The sequence below is a fragment of the Rhodococcus sp. RCBS9 genome, from assembly GCF_029457415.1.
GTDB lineage: Bacteria > Actinomycetota > Actinomycetes > Mycobacteriales > Mycobacteriaceae > Rhodococcus_F > Rhodococcus_F qingshengii.
Genome location: NZ_CP120422.1, coordinates 3728325 through 3747009, shown reverse-complemented (window position 1 = coordinate 3747009; position 18685 = coordinate 3728325). Strand labels below are relative to the sequence as shown.

Here is an 18685-nt window from a genome sequence, read left to right as displayed (position 1 = left end):
CAGCACCCTCGACTGACTGCATCATCGACTGACAGGGCACTAACGCCGAGGTGCCGCGTTCCGCAATCGTTCGGACAGAAGCCGACCCGAAGTGTGAAGCGGAGCGGGATCCTGACGCGCCCGAGCAAGGACCAGCGCGCCCTCGAGTGCGGACAGAGCGAGAATTGCCTCGGACTCGGCGTCTTCGCGGGACCAACCGTCTGCCTCGAGGCGCTGAGCCAGCAGTGCGAGCCACGAGTTGTACCCGTCCGCACAAGCACCGCGGATGACCTCGGATTCGGTTGCGGCATCCAGTGTTGCCGTAGCCAGGGCGCATCCACGTTCGTAGTCCGAATCCGACAAACGCGCAGCCAATGCGGCGGCGAATGCCGAGATCGCGGTGGCTGCATCGGGTGAGCTCTCCAGCAGGTGCCGGATGAAATCGGCCATTGCCTCGCCACGTCGCCTCAGAGCCTCGCCTGCGAGTTCTTCCTTGCCGCCGGGAAAGTGAAAGTACAAGGAACCTTTGGTAGTCGCACTAGCCGAGAGAACTTCCGACACCCCCGTTCCGGCGTAGCCCTTCCGCTGCAACAAATCGGCAGCGGCATCGACCAACAAATCTCTCGTAGACATACGTTCAATATACCGATCAGTACACATATCGACAACACTTGAAGTGCATAAATTGCCAAAACCTTGCATCACTAGACCGATTGGTACATGATTCGGGAATCAACAAACCGGAGCACGGCCAACGACGTTCACGACGGCAAAGGACCAAATCGATGTCACCGAATTCCCCGAACAACACCACCACGACCGTCCTCGGACCGGACGAAGACCTCGCCGGGACCCTCGCGGCCACCGGCGTCCGGATGATGGTTCGTAACAAACAAACCGAGGGAGGTTTCTCTCTTGTACAACACCGCATCGCTCCGCATTCGATGACCTCACCGGTCCATCGCCACAGCCGGGAAGACGAGTACACGGTGGTTCAAAGTGGCCGCGTCGCAGCGATGGTCGGAGACGAGGTCGTCTACGCGGAGACCGGCGCCATGATCTTCAAACCGCGTGGCCAGTGGCACGCCGTGTGGAATCCCGACGACGCTCCAGCACGGATTCTCGAAATCATCACGCCCGGAGGGATGGAAGACCTGTTCGAACTGATGCCGAAACTACTGGCCGAAGCAGGTTCCGCCGCGGAATCGGTTGCAGCGCGGGTAGAAGCAGACTTCGGGATCGAATTCGATCTCGTTGCCACCGCCGAGATCGCACAGACACACGGTGTGGGATTCGGCATCGAAAGTCACTGACCGACTGTCAGCACCTACCGATCGAAGGAAAATTCATGCTTGTACTCACCGGAGCAGAAGACCTCAGCGCCAACCTGAACCAAGAGCTGGGCGTCAGCGACTGGCACGATGTCACCCAGGAGTCCATCGACGAGTTCGCCCGGGTCACCGGCGACGATCAGTGGATTCACGTCGATGTGGATCGCGCGAAGGAGTCGCCGTTCGGCGGAACCATCGCGCACGGCAACTACACGCTCTCACTCGGCCCCAAGTTCTCGTACGCAATGTTCTCGCTCGAAGGTTTTGCGTTTGCTCTCAACTGCGGATTCGACAAGGTCAGGTTGCCCGCTCCGCTTCCGGTCGGCTCTCGTGTCCGCATGCGCGCGACGTTGAGCAAAGTCGAACCGATCAACGGCGGTGTCCAGATCACGGTGACGCAGACGTTCGAACGAGAACACGGTGACAAGCCCGTGTGCGTCGCCGAGATGTTGACCCGCGCGTATCACTGAAAGGTCAGGAGCCGAACATCTTTCGGATCGTGGTACCGAAGGGATGCTTCGCGGTGACACTGCCGAATCGCACCTTGCCGTGCACCACCAGATGCAGCGGGCCCATCTGTGGGCCGGACCGAACCTTGTTCGACGCGCTTCCCCCGACTGCCTCGACACCGTTCATGTCCACCGTCGCCTCTTCGGGAACGATCAGTGAAATCGAGCTGGCGTAGTCGTCGATCGAGATGTTCACGACCTGCGTCTGCATCACCGCGCGCGTGAAATCGATAGTCACACTGGACATTCTGGTGTCGACCACGACAGCTGGTGGAACGATCCAGGCACCGTTCCGCGTCACCGTCGCCATTCGTCCACGGATCACGGCAGCATTTGCCGCTCCGTAAGTACCTACAACCGGAGCCCCGACGGGAGCGCGGTAAGGCGGGCTCGGGTGAACCGGCGGCGGTTGGGGTTGGTACGTCGGCGCCGGGTAGGGCTGGCCTTGGTACATCGGCTGACCCGCATTGGGATACGCGGGTGGGTCGTAGTCGGAGATCAGTGTGATGCCCGGAAGATCGGCGAGAACCGAGTTGAGCTCACCTCGTGTCTTTGCGGCCAAGGCAGTGTCCATGCGCTCGGTGAACTCACCGAGCGAGAGCATCCCTTGACCGACAGCTTTCTGCAGCAGCTCGCCGACATGCTCTCGTTCGGCATCGGATACGCGTAGATTCCTGGCCTCCATGATTTCCAGGATAAACGTTATTCGAGACCTTGTTCTATCGCGTATCGCGTGAGCTCGACGCGATTGGCCAACTGAAGCTTCCGAAGCGTTGCCTGCACATGGTTTTCGACGGTCCGGTGGCTGAGCGAGAGCCTCGTGGCGATCTGTTTTGCGCTCAGCCCCTTGGCGACAAGACGGAGCACTTCGGTCTCACGGTCGGTGAGCCGAGGCAGCTCGGGTGCGCGATCGTCGGCCGGTGCCGTCGACATCCGGCGGTACTCACCGAGCACCAATCCGGCGAGGCCGGGGGTGAAGACGGCTTGTCCGTCGAAAGTCGCTCGCACGGCCTCGAGCAGTTCCGCCACCGAAGCACTCTTGACCAGGTAACCCGACGCTCCGGCTTTGACCGCGTCGAGGACGTCGTCACGTTCGGCAGAGGCCGAAAGCACCAGTACCTTGCTCTTCGGCGAAACCTCGAGAACTGCGGTGGTGGCGTCGGCACCGTTTCCGTCCGGAAGGTTCATGTCCATCAGAACCACCGCCGGTTGCACGGCGGCGGCCCGGCGCCGCGCACTCTCGACACCCTCCGCCGTGGCGCTCACGGTGAAGCCGGCAGCTTCGAGGTCCCGGGAGACACCGTCGCGCCACATCGGGTGATCGTCGACGACCATCACCGTCACCGGATTCTCGCCATGTTCGTCAGCCACGCTCACTTTTCCCCTTCGGAACGTTGATCTCCCATTCGGTGCCCTCCCCCGGCCCGGTTTGCAGGACTGCAGTGCCGCCGAGCACCTGCACTCGGCCGAGAATGGACTTCGATACTCCCATGCGGCCTTCGGCTTCGGCCTGCGCCAAGCGACCCTCGGGGATTCCGACGCCGTCGTCGCGGACGCTGACGATCACCTCGTCCGGCAAATCTTCGAGCAATACGTATGCCTTCGCCGCGGGCCCGGCGTGCAGCCCGACATTGGACAGAGCATTGTCGACGATGGCTGCCAGTTCGATGGCTCGATCACGCTCGATCACGACGGGGTGCGCGGGCGTCGACACCGACACCGACGTGCTTGCCTGCGTGGTCAGCAGCGGACACAGATCCACTGTCTGTCCGCCGACGTCTGCCGCGGCGCCCGAAACCTGCTCGGAGATCAGCATTCTCAAGGCGACCTCCTGCTCACCGGCCAGAGCAGCCAGTTCAGCTGCCTCGCCGCCGAGTGCCGCACCTCGCCTGCGCACCATCGCCAGCACCTGCAGAACGCCGTCGTGTACTTCGCGTGCCAAACGCTCGCGCTCTTCGGTGGCCGCCGCCAGACGGACGGCTTGCTCGAGTTGTCGATGCGAGCGCCGAGCGGTGGTGGTGGCCAAGCCCAACGCCAGGCCGACCGATACGAGCACGGGAGCCGTCGCATCGCGCCAGAGGTCCAGGTTGACCTGGTCGCGGATGATCGCGCTGGCCGCCGAGATGACAACTCCGGACGCCATACCGAGCCACGGCCCGCCGAGAATTGCCGCGGAGATGACCGCGTTGGTGGCCCACAGCGTGGTGGGCAGCGTCTGGTGATTCTGATACCACTCGTGGTCGGAGACCAGCCTCGTCGACGCCATCAGCAAGATGACGACCACCTGATCGGCGATCACCACCTGATACCGCGGCAGCTTCTTCCCGAACAAAGCACCGGATGTCCCGAGCAACAGTGCCGACACCCCGGTCCACACGGCCATCAGAGCGACGAAGAACCAGCTGAGCCGAGAGTTGGTGTAGTCGGAGGCCGAGGCGAACTGGTAGCTGATCGCGTACACCAGCGTGACGAGCCGAAATGCCTGTGCCGCCCGCCACAGCGGGGCATCAGGGTCGGTGTCGACACCCGACGCCTCGCGAACGGTCGGCTGATAGTGCAGCCGACGACGGCGGGTGGGCTCAGTCATCGGGAGGAGTGGGGTTCACGATGCGAGGCTCGGCGCGCGGCTCGTCGGGTTCGGCGGGGAACAGTGGGGTTTCCGGATCTTCGACGTGCAGTTCGGCGTACGCGATGTCCGGGTCGTCGGCGAGGAGGGAACGAATAGCGGTATTCAGGACCGCGACGATCGGAACAGCCAAGAGCCCGCCGACGATTCCAGCGAGAACGATGCCCGTTGTAATGGCGAGAACGACTGCCAGCGGATGCAGGCGAACAGCGCGACCCAACAACAGCGGTTGCATCACGTGCGCTTCGAGCTGCATGACGCCGATGATGATGCCGAGGACGATCAGCGCCGTCAGGAAACCCTTCGTGACCAGAGCGACAAGCACCGCGAGAAAACCGGTCAGAAATGCACCGACGATCGGAATGAACGCGCCGATGAACACCAACGACGCCAGCGGCAGGGCGAGCGGCACCCCGAGGATCGCCAGGCCGGCACCGATACCGATCGCGTCGGCGGCGGCAACCGCGACCGTGGCGCGCACGTAGCCGATCAGCGACCCGAAACCTGCAGAACCGGCGATCCGTACGCGACGACGCGCGTCGGTGGGAACGATCCGGGTGACGAACTGCCAGATCTGATCGCCGCCGTAGAGGAAGAACATGAGAGTGAACAGCGTCAGCAATGCCCCGGTGAAGATCTCGCCGATGACTGTCGCCGTGGTCAAGGCGCCGCTGGTCAGGGACTCACGATTGGATTGCACCGACTTGACGACCGAATCACCTGCCTGGCGGATCTGATCCTCGCTGAAGTGCAGCGGACCGCTGGTGAGCCAGTTCTGAATTTGCGTGACGCTGGCCGTGAACTGGTCGGTGAGCTGGGGCAACCCGTCGATGAACTGCTCGACGACAAACGTCATGATTCCCGCGACCAGTCCGATCGAGGCAAGCAGAACGACGATGACGGCTGCCGAGCGGGGAACACCCCACACCTGTAGCCGATCGACAATCGGGATCAGCAGAGCTGATGCCAGCAGAGCCAGCCCCACCGGGATGAGCACGGTTTCGAGGCGGAGTACGACGTACCCGAGAACCAACAGTCCGGCGAAGATCACAATGAGGCGCCACGACCATTCCGCAGCGATGCGCACGCCGGGATGCACCGCCCGAGCGTCGGCGGAGATGGGTTTGTTCATCCTCGATGCTCGCTCCGCACGCCCCCTGTTTGCGTTCACATCGCGAGCCTAACCGGCCCGGCCGACACAGGTGAGCGGACGAATAATCGGACGCGCGTACCAACACTTCGACCTCTGCCAGCTAAATTGAACCCTGTGCGGGCCTCATACAGAGCAATAGCGGTGACCATCCGCAGCCGGTGGCCCCTCTATATGCTCTCCATGCTCGCAGCCAATCTGATCGGCGCGGTACTGGTCTTTGCCTTCGTCCGGTACGGCGTGCCGATCCAGGAGTCCGACGCGATAGTTGCCGACCGGGTCCGCAACTTCGCGATCTTCGGCGTGTACCTGGCATTCGCCGGCGCCGTCAGCCTCACGGCGGCGGCGATGATGTTGAAGTCGGTCATTCGCTGGCGGCTGCGCGGGGGTCCACCGTCGAGGTCCGAGCAGATGGCGGCACTGCACGCGCCGCTTCGCCAGGCCATCGTCCACCTGGTGCTGTGGATTCTGGGCGGCATCATCTTCGTGTTCCTGACCATCACCGAGATGCCCGGACTCGCGATCGCCGTGATCGTGACGGTCTGCATGGCCGCGACCACGACCTTCGGGTTCACCTACATGCTCGGTGAGCGCATTTTGCGTCCGGTCGCCGCCCAGGCCTTGAGCGAGGGCGAATTCGATCGGACCATGGCGCCTGGCGTCGGAACCCGGCTGGCGATGACCTGGGGTCTCGGCACGCTGATGCCCGTCGCAGGCATCATCTTGCTGTGCTCGACGCAGCTCACGACCGATCTCGAGTTCTCCCCCGACTCTCTCGCGTGGGCGATCCTGCTCATCTCGATCATGGCGATCGTGCAGGCCTTTGCGCTGTCGATGCTGACGGCTACCCAGATCTCCGATCCGATCCGCCAACTGCGACGCGCCATCGAGCGGGTGCAGCGCGGCGCCACCGACGTACGCGTCGAGGTGTTCGACGGCAGTGAGATCGGCCGGCTGCAGGTCGGCTTCAACCGCATGATGAAAGAGTCCGACGAACGTCGTCTGCTGCGTGAGCTGTTCGGTCAGCACGTCGGCGAGGACGTGGCCCGGCGCGCGTTGAAGTTCGGTACCGAGCTGGGCGGCGAAACTCGATTCGTGGCAGTTCTGTTCGTCGACATGGTCGGATCCACCGGTGCCGCGGCCGAGCGCCCGCCGGGTGAAGTGGTCGAACTGCTCAACGAGTTCTTCCGTGTGGTCGTCGACGTCATCGATCGTCACCATGGTTTTGTCAACAAGTTCATGGGTGATGCGGCACTCGCCATCTTCGGTGCACCACTCGATCGGCCCGACGCTCCGACGGCAGCCCTCGCTGCGGCTCGCGAGCTGCGGTTCAAGCTCAACGACATCACCGGCCTCGACGTCGGAATCGGTGTGAGCGCGGGGCTCGCGGTCGCCGGCAACATCGGTGCTGCCGAACGTTTCGAGTACACCGTGATCGGTGATCCGGTCAACGAGGCGTCACGGCTCACCGAGCTCGCGAAACTTCGGCCCAGCCGGGTGCTGGCGTCGACGAGCGCGTTGTACTTCGCCGACGAAGAGGAACAGGCCGAGTGGGAACTCGGCGAGCAAGTCCAACTGCGTGGGCGCCGACGACTGACGCATCTGGCGTGGCCCGAAAAGTATCCAGAGGTCGATCCGGATCAAATTGGTTAGGGTGAGTCGATGGCTCAGCCTGGAAACACCCCACGGCGACTGAGACGACCACGCTCGCCCGTGGCCGAGACCAGTCGGGCCAGAGGGCGCTTCTGGTGGCTGAAGTGGGTGCTCGGGATAGCACTCATCGCCCTCCTGATAGTCGAAGGCGCATATCTCTGGCCCAGGCTAAGTGAGGCCTGGCGGGTCCTGACCGAAATCCATTGGGGTTGGGTGGCCGCGTGCGTCGCGGCCCAACTCATTTCACTCAGCGGTTACGCGTCCGTTCAACAACGTCTGCTCAATGCCGCTGGTGTGGTTGCCGGTCACCTCAAGAACCTCTCGGTCATCTATGCCAGTACGGCAATGGCGCTGACGTTGCCTGCGGGCCAGGTCTTCTCCACTGCGTTCACGTACAAGCAGACTCGAAAGTGGGGCGCTACACCGGTTGTCGCATCCTGGCAGTTGGCGATGTGCGGTGTCATCGCCGCCGCGACTCTGGCACTACTCGGCGCTACCGGCGCGGCGGCGTTCGGCACCAAGGTCAGCCCGGTGACGCTGACGATTTCGCTCGTCGGCATGGCAGCACTGTTTCTGGCGTTGCGATACATAGCCCAGAATCCCGGCAGCATCGAGCGCATCGGGCACCGAGTTCTGGCGCTGTACAACCGTTCTCGCAAGAACCCGACCGGGCGCGGTATGCACCGTTGGTCCGAAATCCTCAAGCAACTGGATTCGGTCGAGCTCAGCCGCACCGACTCGGTCATCGCATTCGGGTGGTCGGCCATCCATCGTGTCGCCGATGTCGCTTGTTTGGGTTTCGCATGCTGGGCGGTGGGCGCGGAACCCTCCTTCGCGGGGCTCCTGATTGCCTTTACCGCCGCCAAAGCAGTCGGCAGCATTCCGCTGCTGCCCGGCGGGCTGGGCTACGTGGACACCGCACTGATCACCGCGCTGACGATCGCCGGTGCCAGTGGAGCGCAGGCAATTGCGGCATGGTTTGTATATCGGATGGTCAGCTTCGTCGGGGTCGCTGTCGCCGGTTGGATCGTCTTCTTGATCACTTTCCGTGCAACCCACCACGAAGACCTCGAGATGGACCTCGAGTTCGAACGCCGCGAACAGCCGGGCGTCTAGCGTCGCAACGCTGCCGCCATGTCGTCGAGGTGTGCCCGACTGATCCGTACGGCTGCCTCCGCGTCGCCGGCTTCGATGGCGTCCACCAACATTCGATGTTCGTCCGCGTCGGGCTGGCTGTGGGGATGCAGGTCCAGAACCGCGATCAACTCGATCAACGCCGCCCGCAGACGCGGTACAAAGGTCTCGAAGAGTTCCGACAGCACGGGATTGTGTGCCGCGTCCACCACTGCTCGGTGGACGGCGATGTCGGCGTCGACGAACGCTGCGTCGCCAGAGTGCGCTGCGGCAGTTCTACCGTCGAGCGCTTGCCGCAGAGCCGCGACGTCAACGGCATCGCGCCGCTGCGCGGCGAGGCGAGCTGCTTCGATCTCGACCGCGTTGCGCACCTCGACGACGTGAAGGATCGCCTCGGCTTCGAGCACTCGGGGCCACTGATCCGGAGGCGTCGTACTCCGTAGGAAGACCCCGGCGCCCTGCCGCGATTCGAGCATGCCGAGGCCCGCGAGAGTCCGCACTGCTTCCCTGATAGTGGACCGCCCGATACCCAACTGCGCAGCAAGAGTGGTTTCACCTGGAAGTTTGGCGCCGACTTCCCATTCACCGCTCACGATCCGCGCGCGTAGCAACTCCGCGGCCTGGTCGGTGAGCAGCCGACGCTCGACGATCGGGGACACGTGAACTCCTCAGGTTGTCTGATAAGTGATTTCGTTCTAGTGTAGCCCGCATGGCTACAGGAGCACTCCTTCTCGACTGCCGCGGCGGGGCCTGAAAGACCGGCACCCCTCCGCGGGGTTTCGCCATGCCGGTCTCTCGACTCGACCGCAGGAGAAACCGAAGATGAGTACTACCCGAGCCAACCGCTGGAACAACCAGAAACCGTCACCCATGCCGTCCGAGCGCTATCGCGCCGCGTGGGATCGCGTCGACATTCCGACTTTCGAGCGGACGTGGCCGTCCAATCGCACCACCGCGGCGCCCCTGTGGGTGCCCGTCGATCTGCGCGACGGCAACCAAGCCCTCGCAGAACCGATGGACCCCGAACGCAAGCGTCGAATGTTCGAACTGATGGTGGCAATCGGCTACAAGGAAATCGAGGTCGGCTACCCCTCCGCGAGTCAGACCGATTTCGATTTCGTTCGCGACCTGGTGCGCTTCGATCTCGTTCCCGACGACGTCACTATCGTCGTATTCACTGCCGCGCGTACGGATTTGATCGAACGGACATATCAATCGATCGAGGGGCTGCCTGACGCGGTCGTCCACATGTACACGGCGACTGCGCCGACGTGGAGAAACGTCGTTCTCGGCAAGGAGCGAGAAGAGTTGCACGACATGATTTTCCGCGCCGCGCAAGACGTTGCTCGTGGCGGCGAAGGCCACGACGGCTGGCGATTCGAGTTCTCACCCGAGGTCTTCAACCTCACCGAACCCGACTACATCCTGCAGGTCTGCAACAGTCTCACCGAACTCTGGGACGCCAACCCCGATCGCCCAGTCATCCACAACCTCCCTGCCACAGTCGAAATCGCCACCCCCAACATCTATGCCGATCAGATCGAATACATGCACCAGAATCTGGCCCGACGCGATTCGGTGATCCTCTCGGTCCACCCGCACAACGACCGCGGCACCGGCGTTGCGTGCGCCGAACTGGCAGTGCTGGCCGGCGCGCAGCGCGTCGAGGGATGCCTGTTCGGCAACGGCGAGCGGACGGGCAACGTCGACCTGGTCACACTGGGGCTGAATCTGCATGCACAGGGCGTCGATCCGAAAATCGACTTCTCCGACATCGACAAGATCCGTCGAACGGTGGAGTACTGCAACAGAATTCCCGTCCACGAACGCCACCCGTACGGCGGCGATCTCGTGTACACGGCATTTTCCGGAACCCACCAGGACGCGATCAAGAAGGGCTTCGCGCATCACTACGAGAGCGCGGAGGCTGCCGGCGTCGATCCGGGATCGGCGCCGTGGGCGGTCCCTTACCTGCCGATCGACCCCGCCGACGTCGGCCGCGACTACCAGGCGGTCATTCGTGTGAACAGCCAGTCGGGCAAGGGCGGAATCGCATATCTGCTGCAGACCGAGTACGGGGTCGAACTCCCCCGGCGCCTGCAGATCGACTTCGCCTCGCGAGTGCAGCTCGAAACCGACGACTCGGGCACCGAAATGACTGCCGACCAACTGTGGAAACTGCTGCTGCGCGAGTACGGGTACAACGGAGGAGTGCGTCGGTACTCACTGGAACACACCGCCGACGGTGATCAGTTGTTCGTTGCCATCGATCGCAACGGGCACGAGGTCACCGCCGCGGCCAGTGCGTCCGGCCCAGTCGAGGCATTGAGCAAAATCCTGACCGAACAGGGCTCGGCCGTCGAGGTCGTCTCGCTCACCCAGCATTCACTGCCCCGCAACCCGAATTCTTCCGGGAGTGCGAATTCGGCAGTCACCATTGCAGAGTGCGTGGTGAACGGTGAAGGACGCTGGGGCATTGCGGTGCATCAGTCGGTGACAGCGTCGGCGCTTCACGCGGTCTATGGCGCAAGCACAAACACTGTGATGCAGCTCACATGATCTTGCGGAAGGATTTCCTGGGGTCCATAGTTGAAGCTACAAGAACTTGAACATTCAACTACTTATTCAGGAGCTTCCATGACCACCGCAACCTTGCCCGCATTGACCGCCGGAACCTGGGTCATCGACACCGTCCACTCCACTGTCGGATTCTCGGTTCGCCACCTCATGGTTTCCAAGGTTCGTGGAACGTTCGACGAGTTCTCCGGAACGATCACCGTTGCCGAAGACGGAACCCCCGCCGTCGAGGCCGAGATTTCCGTGGACTCCATCAACACCAAGAACGAGCAGCGCGACGGCCACATCAAGTCCGCTGACTTCTTCGACGTCGAGAAGTTCCCGAAGGCCACCTTCAAGTCCACCGCAGTGCGATCCAAGGGCAGCGACTTCGTCCTCGCCGGCGACTTCACGCTCCACGGCGTCACCCGCGAGGTCGAGCTGAACCTCGAGTTCAACGGCGTCAACCCGGGCATGGGCCAGGGCCCCGTCGCCGGATTCGAGGCCACCACCGTCATCAACCGCAAGGACTTCGACATCTCCATCGAGATGCCCCTCGAAGGCGGCGGAGCAGTTGTCGGCGACAAGATCACGATCACCCTCGAGATCGAAGCCGGCCTCCAGGCCTAACAACACTGTGCGCCTTTATTAACCGCCCGCGGTTAATAAAGGCGCACAGTCGTATGGTGTGAGCGTGAAGAAGTACGCACCATTCCTGCTGATCGACGCCATTCTTGTCATAATCTTCTGCGCGATAGGGCGCCGTACCCACGAAGAAGCCAATGCGCTCGCCGGTCTGGCGAAGACATCCTGGCCCTTCCTGACCGGCCTGGTGATCGGATGGGCTGCCACGTTCGCGCTCTACCGCGACAAGTTCAACGCCGTTCTCCTTGTTCCCACCGGCGTTGTCGTTTGGCTCGGCGCCGTCGTCATCGGGATGATCCTGCGAGTGTTGAGTGGCCAGGGCACCCAGTTCAGCTTCATCGTCGTCGCGACGCTGGTCCTCGGCGCGTTCCTTCTCGGTTGGCGCGCACTCGCTCCGCTGGTAGTGAAAATCCGCACCAAGTCGTAACCAAACTCCACGGCTCGGAACCACCCGAAATGCCCGAGCACGTAGGACACTTTTCGGATGAGCAACACTACGGAGCCCGTCGAACGTAGCGAGAAGGAAGACCGGGGGTTCTTCGGCCAACCCTTTGCGCTGGCGAACCTGTTCGGCGTCGAGATGTGGGAGAGGTTCTCCTTCTACGGGATGCAAGGCATCCTCATCTATTACCTGTACTACAGCGTCAGCGACGGCGGCCTCGGCATCAGCCAGGCGGCAGCGACCAGCATCGTCGGCGCGTACGGCGGCACCGTCTACCTGTCGACGATTCTCGGGGCGTGGGTGGCCGACCGACTGCTCGGCTCCGAGCGCACGCTCTTCTACAGTGCTTCGCTGGTGATGGCCGGCCACATCGCACTGTCGGTTCTTCCCGGCATGTGGGGTGTCGGCGTCGGCCTCGTCATGGTCGCCTTCGGCAGCGGCGGCTTGAAGGCCAATGCGACCTCTCTGGTCGGAGATCTCTATTCCGAACAGGATGTTCGCCGCGACGCCGGATTCTCCATCTTCTACATGGGCATCAACATCGGCGGTCTTGTCGGTCCGCTGCTCACCGGAGCCGTCCAGGACGCCTGGGGATTCCACGCCGGTTTTGCTCTCGCTGCCGTCGGCATGGCGCTCGGCCTGATCCAGTACACGCTGGGCCGCAAGCATCTTCACGGAATCGGTGCCGAACCAGGCAACCCGTTGCCCGCGGACAAGCGCGCACTCTACATCGGGATCGGCATTGCCGCGATCGTCGTCGTCGCGGTCGCCTCCGTCACCGGCTTGATCACGGCGGACAACATGTCCGACGTCGTTGTCGGACTCACGATCGTCGCGTCGGTCGGTTACTTCCTCCTCATGCTCACCAGCAAGAAGGTCACCAAGGTCGAACGCAGTCGAGTCTTTGCATTCATCCCGATGTTCATTGCGAGCGCGGCCTTCTGGTCGCTGTTTCAGCAGCAGTTCACCACCGTGCCGGTGATCTCAGACAAGCTCCTGGACCGCAATCTCTTCGGTTGGGACTTCCCGCCGACGTGGGTGCAGTCGATCAATCCGGTGTTCATCATCATCTTTGCCGGTGTGTTCGCAGCGATGTGGACCAAACTCGGTGACCGTCAGCCGTCGTCGCCGATCAAGTTCGCGCTCGGCACCGGCACGATGGGTCTGGCGTTCCTGGCGTTCATCCCGATCACCGGGGGCGGACCGAACAGTGCACCGCTCCTCGGCCTTGCCGGTGTGCTTCTGCTCTTCACCTTCGCCGAACTCTTCCTGTCCCCCGTCGGCCTTTCCCTTGCAACCAAACTCGCGCCCGAGCATTTTCACACTCAGATGGTGGCGTTGTTCTTCTTGTCCGTTGCATTGGGTTCTTCGATGGCGGGAACCTTGGCCGGTTACTTCGACATCGACGACAGTCGCCCGTTCTTCCTGATCATCGGTTTCTCGTCGATCGGAATCGGAGTGATTCTTGCTCTTGCCTCGCCGTGGATCAAGAAGCTGATGCAGGGCGTGAAGTAGACGGGCTCACTTCACCCACAACCACAGAGCCAACACGAATCCCGCTATCGCTACTGCCACACGCAGTACCGATGGCGGGATTTTCTTGACGACGGGCGGGCCACACCAACCTCCGGCCAACGCGCCGAGCGCCATCGCCAACGCGGCCACCCAATGCACCTGTCCAGAGAAGGCGAAGATGAGTGCAGCCACAAGATTGGCGATGCCGAGAAAGAAACTCTTCAGGATCGTTGCACGCCACACCGTTTCGGAAGTGAGGATGAGCGTCGCAGCCAGGAAGATGACGCCGGCACCGGCACCGAAATAGCCCCCGTATACCGCGACGGCGAACAGTGCTGCGGAGTAGATTCCGGGGCGGTCACCGCCGCCGGACAACTCACGAATCTTCGGCTGCAGCAGCAGCGCGAGCGAGGCGAACACGACCATCGCCGGCACAACGGATTCGAACGAGCCTTCCGGTGCCAGCCACAGGATGAGGGCACCGATGATGCCACCGGCCGCCGAATAGAGAGACCAGCGAACAAGTTTCGGACCGGTATCGGCAACTTCACGGGACGAGTTCGCCAACGCTCCGACGCCGACGGCCACCAACGCGACGGTATTGGTCATGTTCGCGCTGACCGGTGAGAGCCCGACGCTCAGCAGCGCCGGATACGAAACGATCGATGCAAGACCGGTGACAAAACCGACTAGACCGCTGAAGAATCCCGCTACGACGAGGAAAAGGAAATCGAGCAGGTTCACGAACCAGGAATCTACTCGCGGTGCCCGGTACTACTTGTCGGCAGGCTTGCCGAGTTCCTGGAAGAGCTTGTCCGTCATCTGCATTGCTCGATCGCCGCCGTCGGCGTCTGCGACGAACACTGCGAATGCGAAGTCTCCGCGTGATCCGTAGAACCAGCGATCGTCACCGCTCGCTGCACCGGCCGCCATCATGTCCGGGTACCCAGCCAGTCCGCCGGCGCCTCGCATGGCGTCACGCAGACGATTGTTGACGTCGCCGGGCAATGCCGTCGGCGTGACGTCGGCGGTAGCCGGTTGTCCGAAGACCATCATCGGCATCGGGGCACTGCCGCGGGCGATCGATGCCGCGAGCATCGCCATTCCGAACGGAGTTACCGTCGGCGCGCTCGCGTCGTTGGACGTCTTGTTGGCCATGACGTTGTTCATCGCCTGGTCCACGCCGGGGCGGTTCGCGGCAAGCACTGCTGTCTGCTGTTCGAGTCCCTGAATGTGGAAGCCGTTGCCGAGTCCGAGTTGCTGCCCGGTGTCGGCCAACTGCTCGGCTGACACGGCGCCGGGGTCGACGCCGTTCTGCATCGACGATGCGAGACGGACCAGATCGAGGGCACCGCCGGCCGGGCGCAACCCGGTGAAGGCGATCGGGCCCTGTTCGATGGCCTGATTGTTCTGTGCGGCAGCCAGAATGGCGCCGTCCGACGGGCGGATCGCGACGATGGCCGCAGGAGTACCTGCACTGACGACAGCTTCGATCGCGGCGAGTTGAGCGTGCGAGTCGAGGGTCGCGGCGACGTCGGGGCCGGGAGGTCCCTGGAAGCCGGCTTGCTTGATCGGGAATCCGTTGGGCTCGACCAGATTGACCGCCCAGCCGGCGGTGGCGTCGCGATTGGCCTGCCACACGGTCCGCAGTGGGTCCAGCAACGGCGAGTTGATGCGACGGTCGGAGGCGATCAGCTTGGGTGTCTTGACCACGACGACACCGGGGATCGCAAAATCGCTTTCCAGGTAGGCGTAGTCGGGATCGCGGAGCAGTACGGCGGTGACGGGCTTGCCGGGGTTTGCGGCGAGGTCGGCCAACATCGACTCCGAAGTGACCAACGGTGCGACAGGTTCGAGCACCGTGGCGAGGCGACGAGTGGTGTCGACGGGGTCCGGCATGGTGGCCGGGTCAAGAGTGATCGCGTTGATGGTCTGCTCGTTCATGAGCAGGGTGCCGGTGCTGTCGACTACCTTCGGCGGCGCTGCGTCCGTGCGGGTGTACGAAACGGTGCGACCGTTGCCGAGGTCGGGGACGAGGACCGACGGGTCCCAGGACACACGCCAGCCGACCGACAGATCACGAACCTCACCCTGCGACTGGTAGCTCCAGTCCTTGCCTTCGCCGAAGTTCCAGGACGCGTCGAGTGTGAAGAGTCCGGAGTCGCTACCCAGATCCATGACCTGAGCGACGTCGAAGTCGGTGGACTTGGCGGCCAGTCCGTCGAACATCTGCTGGATCGACGGCCGCGCCGCGTTGGGGTACGACGTGAGCGCCGCGGCAGCTTCGGCGTCGTGGTTGTTGAGGGCGGTGACGAAGTCCTCCACCACCGAGGCGGCGTCGGATTTCTTCTCCCCACCGATGACACACGACGCGAGCGCCACTGTCAGAACGACAGCAGTTATCGACGCAACGACATATTTTCCACGACGGTTGTGCTGTCCTCCGGGCCCCATGCATGTAACTCTTTACTTCTGTCACACGAGTAACAAGCACGGGATGCCTACGAACGTGTCACGGTTGAGCTACGACGGTGTGATCCAACTGCAACGGAAAACAGGTTTCAGCGCAGAAAAGTGCCCGCTACCTGCACTGCAGGCGAAGAGCTGTCCGCACCCGCGATGAATACCGCAAATGCGAGGTCTCCCTTGATTCCGACAAACCACCCATGTGCCGGGCCACCCTCGGTTTCGGCCGTGCCGGTCTTGCCGAGAAGCCCCGGAATGTCCTGCAACGACGTCGCCGTACCGCCGGTGACGGTCTCGCGCATCATCACCCGCAACTGTTCGGTCACCTCCGCGGGAGCCGGTGCAACGGTCTGATCTGCCACGCCGGGCTGTCCCTTGACCAACATCGGCGCGGGTGTCGTTCCGTTGGCGATCGAGGCCGCCACGAGAGCCATCCCGAAGGGCGTGGCGGTCACCGTGCCCTGTCCGATCGCGGACTCGACGCGTTCGGCGGGGGTGTTCGCGTCAGGGACGTTGCCCGTCACCGTCGTGAGTCCGGGGGTGACGTAGTCGACGCCGAGCCCGAACTGCAGCGCCGCTTTGTGCAAAGCATCGGCGGGCAGACCGACGGCCATCCTCGCCATTGTGGTGTTGCACGACTTCGCGAACGCGGTGTGCAGCGGAACCGATCCGAGGTCGAACTCGTCGTCGTTGGGAATCTGACGGCCCTCGATGTTCTCGGTACCCGGGCACGGCAGAACGGTGTCCGGTGTAGCGACGCCGGCTTGCAGGGCCGCGGACGTCGTCACGGTCTTGAACGTCGAACCCGGTGGGTACAGGCCGGTCAGAGCGATCGGGCCCTGTGCGTCGGCGGGGGCGTTCTGGGCCACCGCCAACACCGCTCCGGTCGACGGCTGCAGCGCAACGATCGCCGCCTGTTGTGTCACCCCGGCGAGCGCATTCTCGGCCGCGAGTTGCATCGGTCGGTCGATCGTTGTCGCGATGTTCGGAGCAACCGGCCCGTCTTGGCCGGCGACGGTGGTGACGGTTCCGTTCTGCTTCACCTGCTGTACCGCCCAGCCCGCGGACTTGTCCTGCCCCTCCTGCCACAGATCGGACAACCCACTGAAAGTCGGCGACGCCAGAGTTTTGTCCACCGAGAGCAACCGAGCCTGCGGCGCCAAGCTCACTCCGGGAATCGCCGCCAACCTCTCCTCGATCGGTGCAAGATCCTCGGCCCGCAAAGTGATTGCGGTGACCGGCTTCCCACTTGCCGACGCAAGATCGCCGCTCAGCGATGCCGCCGTGATCGTCGGTGCGACGGGCGAGAGAAGGGCCGCCACGGCTGCCGTGTCCACCGGGGGCACCGCGGCGGAATCGAGATTGACCAGCGTCACCACCTGCTGCTCCATGATCGGCTGGCCCGCCGCGTCCAGCACCGACGGCGGAGCACCGGTAGTGGGTGTGTAGCGCAAGGTCGTCGAGGAGGTCAGGTCCGGGGCCAACAGCGCCGGGTCCCACTGAATCAGCCAGTTGTCCCCGCTTTTCGACGCGTTTCCCTGCGTCGAGTAGTTCCAGTCCTGACCTTCACCGAACTTCCACGCCGCATCGAGTGTGAACTTCCCCGCAGAATCACCGGACTCGGTGGCGTCGGAGACGGTGAATGTTCCCTCGTCCTTGCCCAGCCCGTCGATCAGAGCCGAAATCGCAGTCGACGCCGCCGCCGGATCGGTGGTCAGGGCTGCCGCCGCTTGCACGTCATCGGACGTGAGCGCGGAGGCGAACTCCTCTGCCACTGATTTCGGCTGGTCAGGGCCAGAACTGCAGGCAACTACCGATCCTGCGGCCAATACCCCCAGAGCCACGGCAGCCACGGGACGACGGAAAGTTCGGAAGCTCTGACGAGCGTGTGAAAGGCGCACGACTCCGATCATGCCCGAATTTGTGGCGCCAGTTCGACTATCGGTGTAATCATGTAATCAGTGCAATAAACGCACGCCACACTCCACCAGGTCTCCGAGGAGAACGCCATGAAGAACTCACAAAACTCCGGCGACCGCAGGTTCGGCCGTCCCGGAGGTTGGCAACAGGCGTCGGTTCCCGACGCGAGTGATGCGTCCGACTGGTTTGCCGGTCGACTTCCAGATGACTGGTTCACCGGAACGGCCGACGTCCAGGTCGACCGCGAAGAAATCGTCGTGATCGGTGAACTCCCGGCAGTCGACGGTGGCGAGGCCGCCGCGGACGGAAGGATCTCACGCTTTCGCGAAACCACGCGCGCCGACCGGATGCGCATCGCCGACGAGGCCGAGGCTCGCTACGGGCGCAAGGTCGCCTGGGGTGTACGTCTGGACGAAAAGACCGTCCTGTTCACACATCTCGCAGTTCCGGTGATGACACGACTACGTCAGCCCGAACGCAAGGTTCTCGACACTCTGGTGGACGCGGGTGTTGCTCGTTCGCGAGCGGACGCCCTCATGTGGACAGTCCGGTTGGCGGGCAAGCACAGCGAACAATGGCTCACCGAACTCCGCGAAGCGATGTCGAAGGTCGACGACCTCCGATCCGAAGGCCCGAAGATCTGAAGGCCAGAAAATCCGAGGGCCCGAAAATCTGAGCACCGAACACTGACGAGACCGACAGCACAGAATAATTCGATTGCACGGGACCGTTCGAGTGTTCTAACCTGGAACACGAATC

The 18685-nt window shown here is 63.0% G+C and carries 18 protein-coding genes; 9 read left to right on the top strand and 9 right to left on the bottom strand.

Annotated elements, in window-relative coordinates; translation table 11 throughout:
* Positions 1-39: 39 nt before the first annotated feature.
* A complete protein-coding gene (locus P0M12_RS17575) occupies positions 40-612 on the bottom strand; it encodes a TetR/AcrR family transcriptional regulator (protein ID WP_042920278.1) in 573 nt (190 codons plus the stop codon).
* A 152-nt stretch (positions 613-764) separates the two neighbouring features.
* Between P0M12_RS17575 and P0M12_RS17570 the strand changes: the two genes are divergently transcribed.
* Together P0M12_RS17570 and P0M12_RS17565 are read left to right on the top strand one after the other, a co-directional pair.
* Positions 765-1292: a cupin domain-containing protein gene (locus P0M12_RS17570; protein WP_007734488.1), complete on the top strand. Its 528-nt coding sequence runs from the start codon at positions 765-767 to the stop codon at positions 1290-1292.
* A 35-nt stretch (positions 1293-1327) separates the two neighbouring features.
* On the top strand, positions 1328-1780 hold the full coding sequence (locus tag P0M12_RS17565; RefSeq protein WP_003945664.1) for a MaoC family dehydratase: 453 nt from the start codon (positions 1328-1330) through the stop codon (positions 1778-1780).
* A 4-nt stretch (positions 1781-1784) separates the two neighbouring features.
* On the opposite strand, the gene P0M12_RS17560 is transcribed toward P0M12_RS17565, so the two are convergent.
* Genes P0M12_RS17560 through P0M12_RS17545 form a run of 4 tightly spaced genes read right to left on the bottom strand, consistent with a single transcriptional unit; the run spans position 1785 to position 5577 of the window.
* A complete protein-coding gene (locus P0M12_RS17560; protein WP_007734485.1) occupies positions 1785-2504 on the bottom strand; it encodes a DUF1707 domain-containing protein in 720 nt (239 codons plus the stop codon).
* A 17-nt stretch (positions 2505-2521) separates the two neighbouring features.
* On the bottom strand, positions 2522-3154 hold the full coding sequence (locus P0M12_RS17555) for a response regulator transcription factor (protein ID WP_047269712.1): 633 nt from the start codon (positions 3152-3154) through the stop codon (positions 2522-2524).
* A gap of 28 nt (positions 3155-3182) precedes the next feature.
* Entirely contained in the window at positions 3183-4406 is a 1224-nt protein-coding gene (locus tag P0M12_RS17550) for a DUF5931 domain-containing protein (RefSeq protein ID WP_003945490.1), read from the bottom strand.
* The gene (locus P0M12_RS17545; RefSeq protein WP_277377925.1) at positions 4399-5577 is read right to left on the bottom strand and encodes an AI-2E family transporter; all 1179 of its coding nucleotides are present in this window, start codon (positions 5575-5577) and stop codon (positions 4399-4401) included. The genes P0M12_RS17550 and P0M12_RS17545 overlap by 8 nt, the downstream gene beginning before the upstream one ends.
* Before the next feature lie 192 nt (positions 5578-5769).
* On the opposite strand from P0M12_RS17545, the gene P0M12_RS17540 reads away from it, so the two are divergent.
* Positions 5770-7248: an adenylate/guanylate cyclase domain-containing protein gene (locus P0M12_RS17540; protein WP_277377924.1), complete on the top strand. Its 1479-nt coding sequence runs from the start codon at positions 5770-5772 to the stop codon at positions 7246-7248.
* 9 nt (positions 7249-7257) lie between these two features.
* Positions 7258-8364 (top strand): TIGR00374 family protein, encoded by a 1107-nt coding sequence (locus P0M12_RS17535; protein ID WP_058039159.1) that lies wholly within the window; start codon positions 7258-7260, stop codon positions 8362-8364.
* On the opposite strand, the gene P0M12_RS17530 is transcribed toward P0M12_RS17535, so the two are convergent.
* The gene (locus P0M12_RS17530; protein WP_007734477.1) at positions 8361-9041 is read right to left on the bottom strand and encodes a FadR/GntR family transcriptional regulator; all 681 of its coding nucleotides are present in this window, start codon (positions 9039-9041) and stop codon (positions 8361-8363) included. The genes P0M12_RS17535 and P0M12_RS17530 overlap by 4 nt on opposite strands.
* Before the next feature lie 163 nt (positions 9042-9204).
* On the opposite strand from P0M12_RS17530, the gene P0M12_RS17525 reads away from it, so the two are divergent.
* The 4 genes from P0M12_RS17525 to P0M12_RS17510 all read left to right on the top strand — a co-directional run bounded on the left by P0M12_RS17525 (position 9205) and on the right by P0M12_RS17510 (position 13540).
* Positions 9205-10941: a 2-isopropylmalate synthase gene (locus P0M12_RS17525; protein ID WP_277376630.1), complete on the top strand. Its 1737-nt coding sequence runs from the start codon at positions 9205-9207 to the stop codon at positions 10939-10941.
* A 78-nt stretch (positions 10942-11019) separates the two neighbouring features.
* A complete protein-coding gene (locus tag P0M12_RS17520; protein WP_003945643.1) occupies positions 11020-11568 on the top strand; it encodes a YceI family protein in 549 nt (182 codons plus the stop codon).
* A 64-nt stretch (positions 11569-11632) separates the two neighbouring features.
* Entirely contained in the window at positions 11633-12010 is a 378-nt protein-coding gene (locus P0M12_RS17515) for a DUF3054 domain-containing protein (RefSeq protein WP_003945710.1), read from the top strand.
* Positions 12011-12067: 57 nt separating this feature from the next.
* Positions 12068-13540 carry a peptide MFS transporter gene (locus P0M12_RS17510; RefSeq protein ID WP_003945468.1) on the top strand — a complete coding sequence of 491 codons (1473 nt, stop codon included), beginning with the start codon at positions 12068-12070 and terminating at the stop codon, positions 13538-13540.
* Between the two features lie 6 nt (positions 13541-13546).
* Here P0M12_RS17510 and P0M12_RS17505 read toward each other — a convergent pair whose 3' ends face one another.
* The 3 genes from P0M12_RS17505 to P0M12_RS17495 all read right to left on the bottom strand — a co-directional run bounded on the left by P0M12_RS17505 (position 13547) and on the right by P0M12_RS17495 (position 17919).
* Positions 13547-14284 carry a sulfite exporter TauE/SafE family protein gene (locus P0M12_RS17505; protein WP_003945554.1) on the bottom strand — a complete coding sequence of 246 codons (738 nt, stop codon included), beginning with the start codon at positions 14282-14284 and terminating at the stop codon, positions 13547-13549.
* Positions 14285-14314: 30 nt separating this feature from the next.
* A complete protein-coding gene (locus P0M12_RS17500; RefSeq protein ID WP_003945897.1) occupies positions 14315-15994 on the bottom strand; it encodes an NTF2-like N-terminal transpeptidase domain-containing protein in 1680 nt (559 codons plus the stop codon).
* Positions 15995-16101: 107 nt separating this feature from the next.
* Positions 16102-17919, bottom strand: coding sequence for a penicillin-binding transpeptidase domain-containing protein (locus P0M12_RS17495; protein ID WP_042452633.1), 1818 nt, complete (start codon positions 17917-17919; stop codon positions 16102-16104).
* Positions 17920-18015: 96 nt separating this feature from the next.
* Here P0M12_RS17495 and P0M12_RS17490 point away from each other — a divergent pair, with 96 nt between their 5' ends.
* Entirely contained in the window at positions 18016-18570 is a 555-nt protein-coding gene (locus P0M12_RS17490) for a hypothetical protein (RefSeq protein ID WP_003945732.1), read from the top strand.
* Positions 18571-18685 lie beyond the last annotated feature (115 nt).

What these genes read in the sequence shown, in the direction of transcription:
- P0M12_RS17575 (WP_042920278.1), bottom strand. Translation starts at nt 612, where the DNA reads ATGTCTACGAGAGATTTGTTGGTCGATGCCGCTGCCGATTTGTTGCAG.
- P0M12_RS17570 (WP_007734488.1), top strand. Translation starts at nt 765, where the DNA reads ATGTCACCGAATTCCCCGAACAACACCACCACGACCGTCCTCGGACCG.
- P0M12_RS17565 (WP_003945664.1), top strand. Translation starts at nt 1,328, where the DNA reads ATGCTTGTACTCACCGGAGCAGAAGACCTCAGCGCCAACCTGAACCAA.
- P0M12_RS17560 (WP_007734485.1), bottom strand. Translation starts at nt 2,504, where the DNA reads ATGGAGGCCAGGAATCTACGCGTATCCGATGCCGAACGAGAGCATGTC.
- P0M12_RS17555 (WP_047269712.1), bottom strand. Translation starts at nt 3,154, where the DNA reads ATGGTCGTCGACGATCACCCGATGTGGCGCGACGGTGTCTCCCGGGAC.
- P0M12_RS17550 (WP_003945490.1), bottom strand. Translation starts at nt 4,406, where the DNA reads ATGACTGAGCCCACCCGCCGTCGTCGGCTGCACTATCAGCCGACCGTT.
- P0M12_RS17545 (WP_277377925.1), bottom strand. Translation starts at nt 5,577, where the DNA reads ATGAACAAACCCATCTCCGCCGACGCTCGGGCGGTGCATCCCGGCGTG.
- P0M12_RS17540 (WP_277377924.1), top strand. Translation starts at nt 5,770, where the DNA reads ATGCTCTCCATGCTCGCAGCCAATCTGATCGGCGCGGTACTGGTCTTT.
- P0M12_RS17535 (WP_058039159.1), top strand. Translation starts at nt 7,258, where the DNA reads ATGGCTCAGCCTGGAAACACCCCACGGCGACTGAGACGACCACGCTCG.
- P0M12_RS17525 (WP_277376630.1), top strand. Translation starts at nt 9,205, where the DNA reads ATGAGTACTACCCGAGCCAACCGCTGGAACAACCAGAAACCGTCACCC.
- P0M12_RS17520 (WP_003945643.1), top strand. Translation starts at nt 11,020, where the DNA reads ATGACCACCGCAACCTTGCCCGCATTGACCGCCGGAACCTGGGTCATC.
- P0M12_RS17510 (WP_003945468.1), top strand. Translation starts at nt 12,068, where the DNA reads ATGAGCAACACTACGGAGCCCGTCGAACGTAGCGAGAAGGAAGACCGG.
- P0M12_RS17500 (WP_003945897.1), bottom strand. Translation starts at nt 15,994, where the DNA reads ATGGGGCCCGGAGGACAGCACAACCGTCGTGGAAAATATGTCGTTGCG.
- P0M12_RS17495 (WP_042452633.1), bottom strand. Translation starts at nt 17,919, where the DNA reads ATGATCGGAGTCGTGCGCCTTTCACACGCTCGTCAGAGCTTCCGAACT.
- P0M12_RS17490 (WP_003945732.1), top strand. Translation starts at nt 18,016, where the DNA reads ATGAAGAACTCACAAAACTCCGGCGACCGCAGGTTCGGCCGTCCCGGA.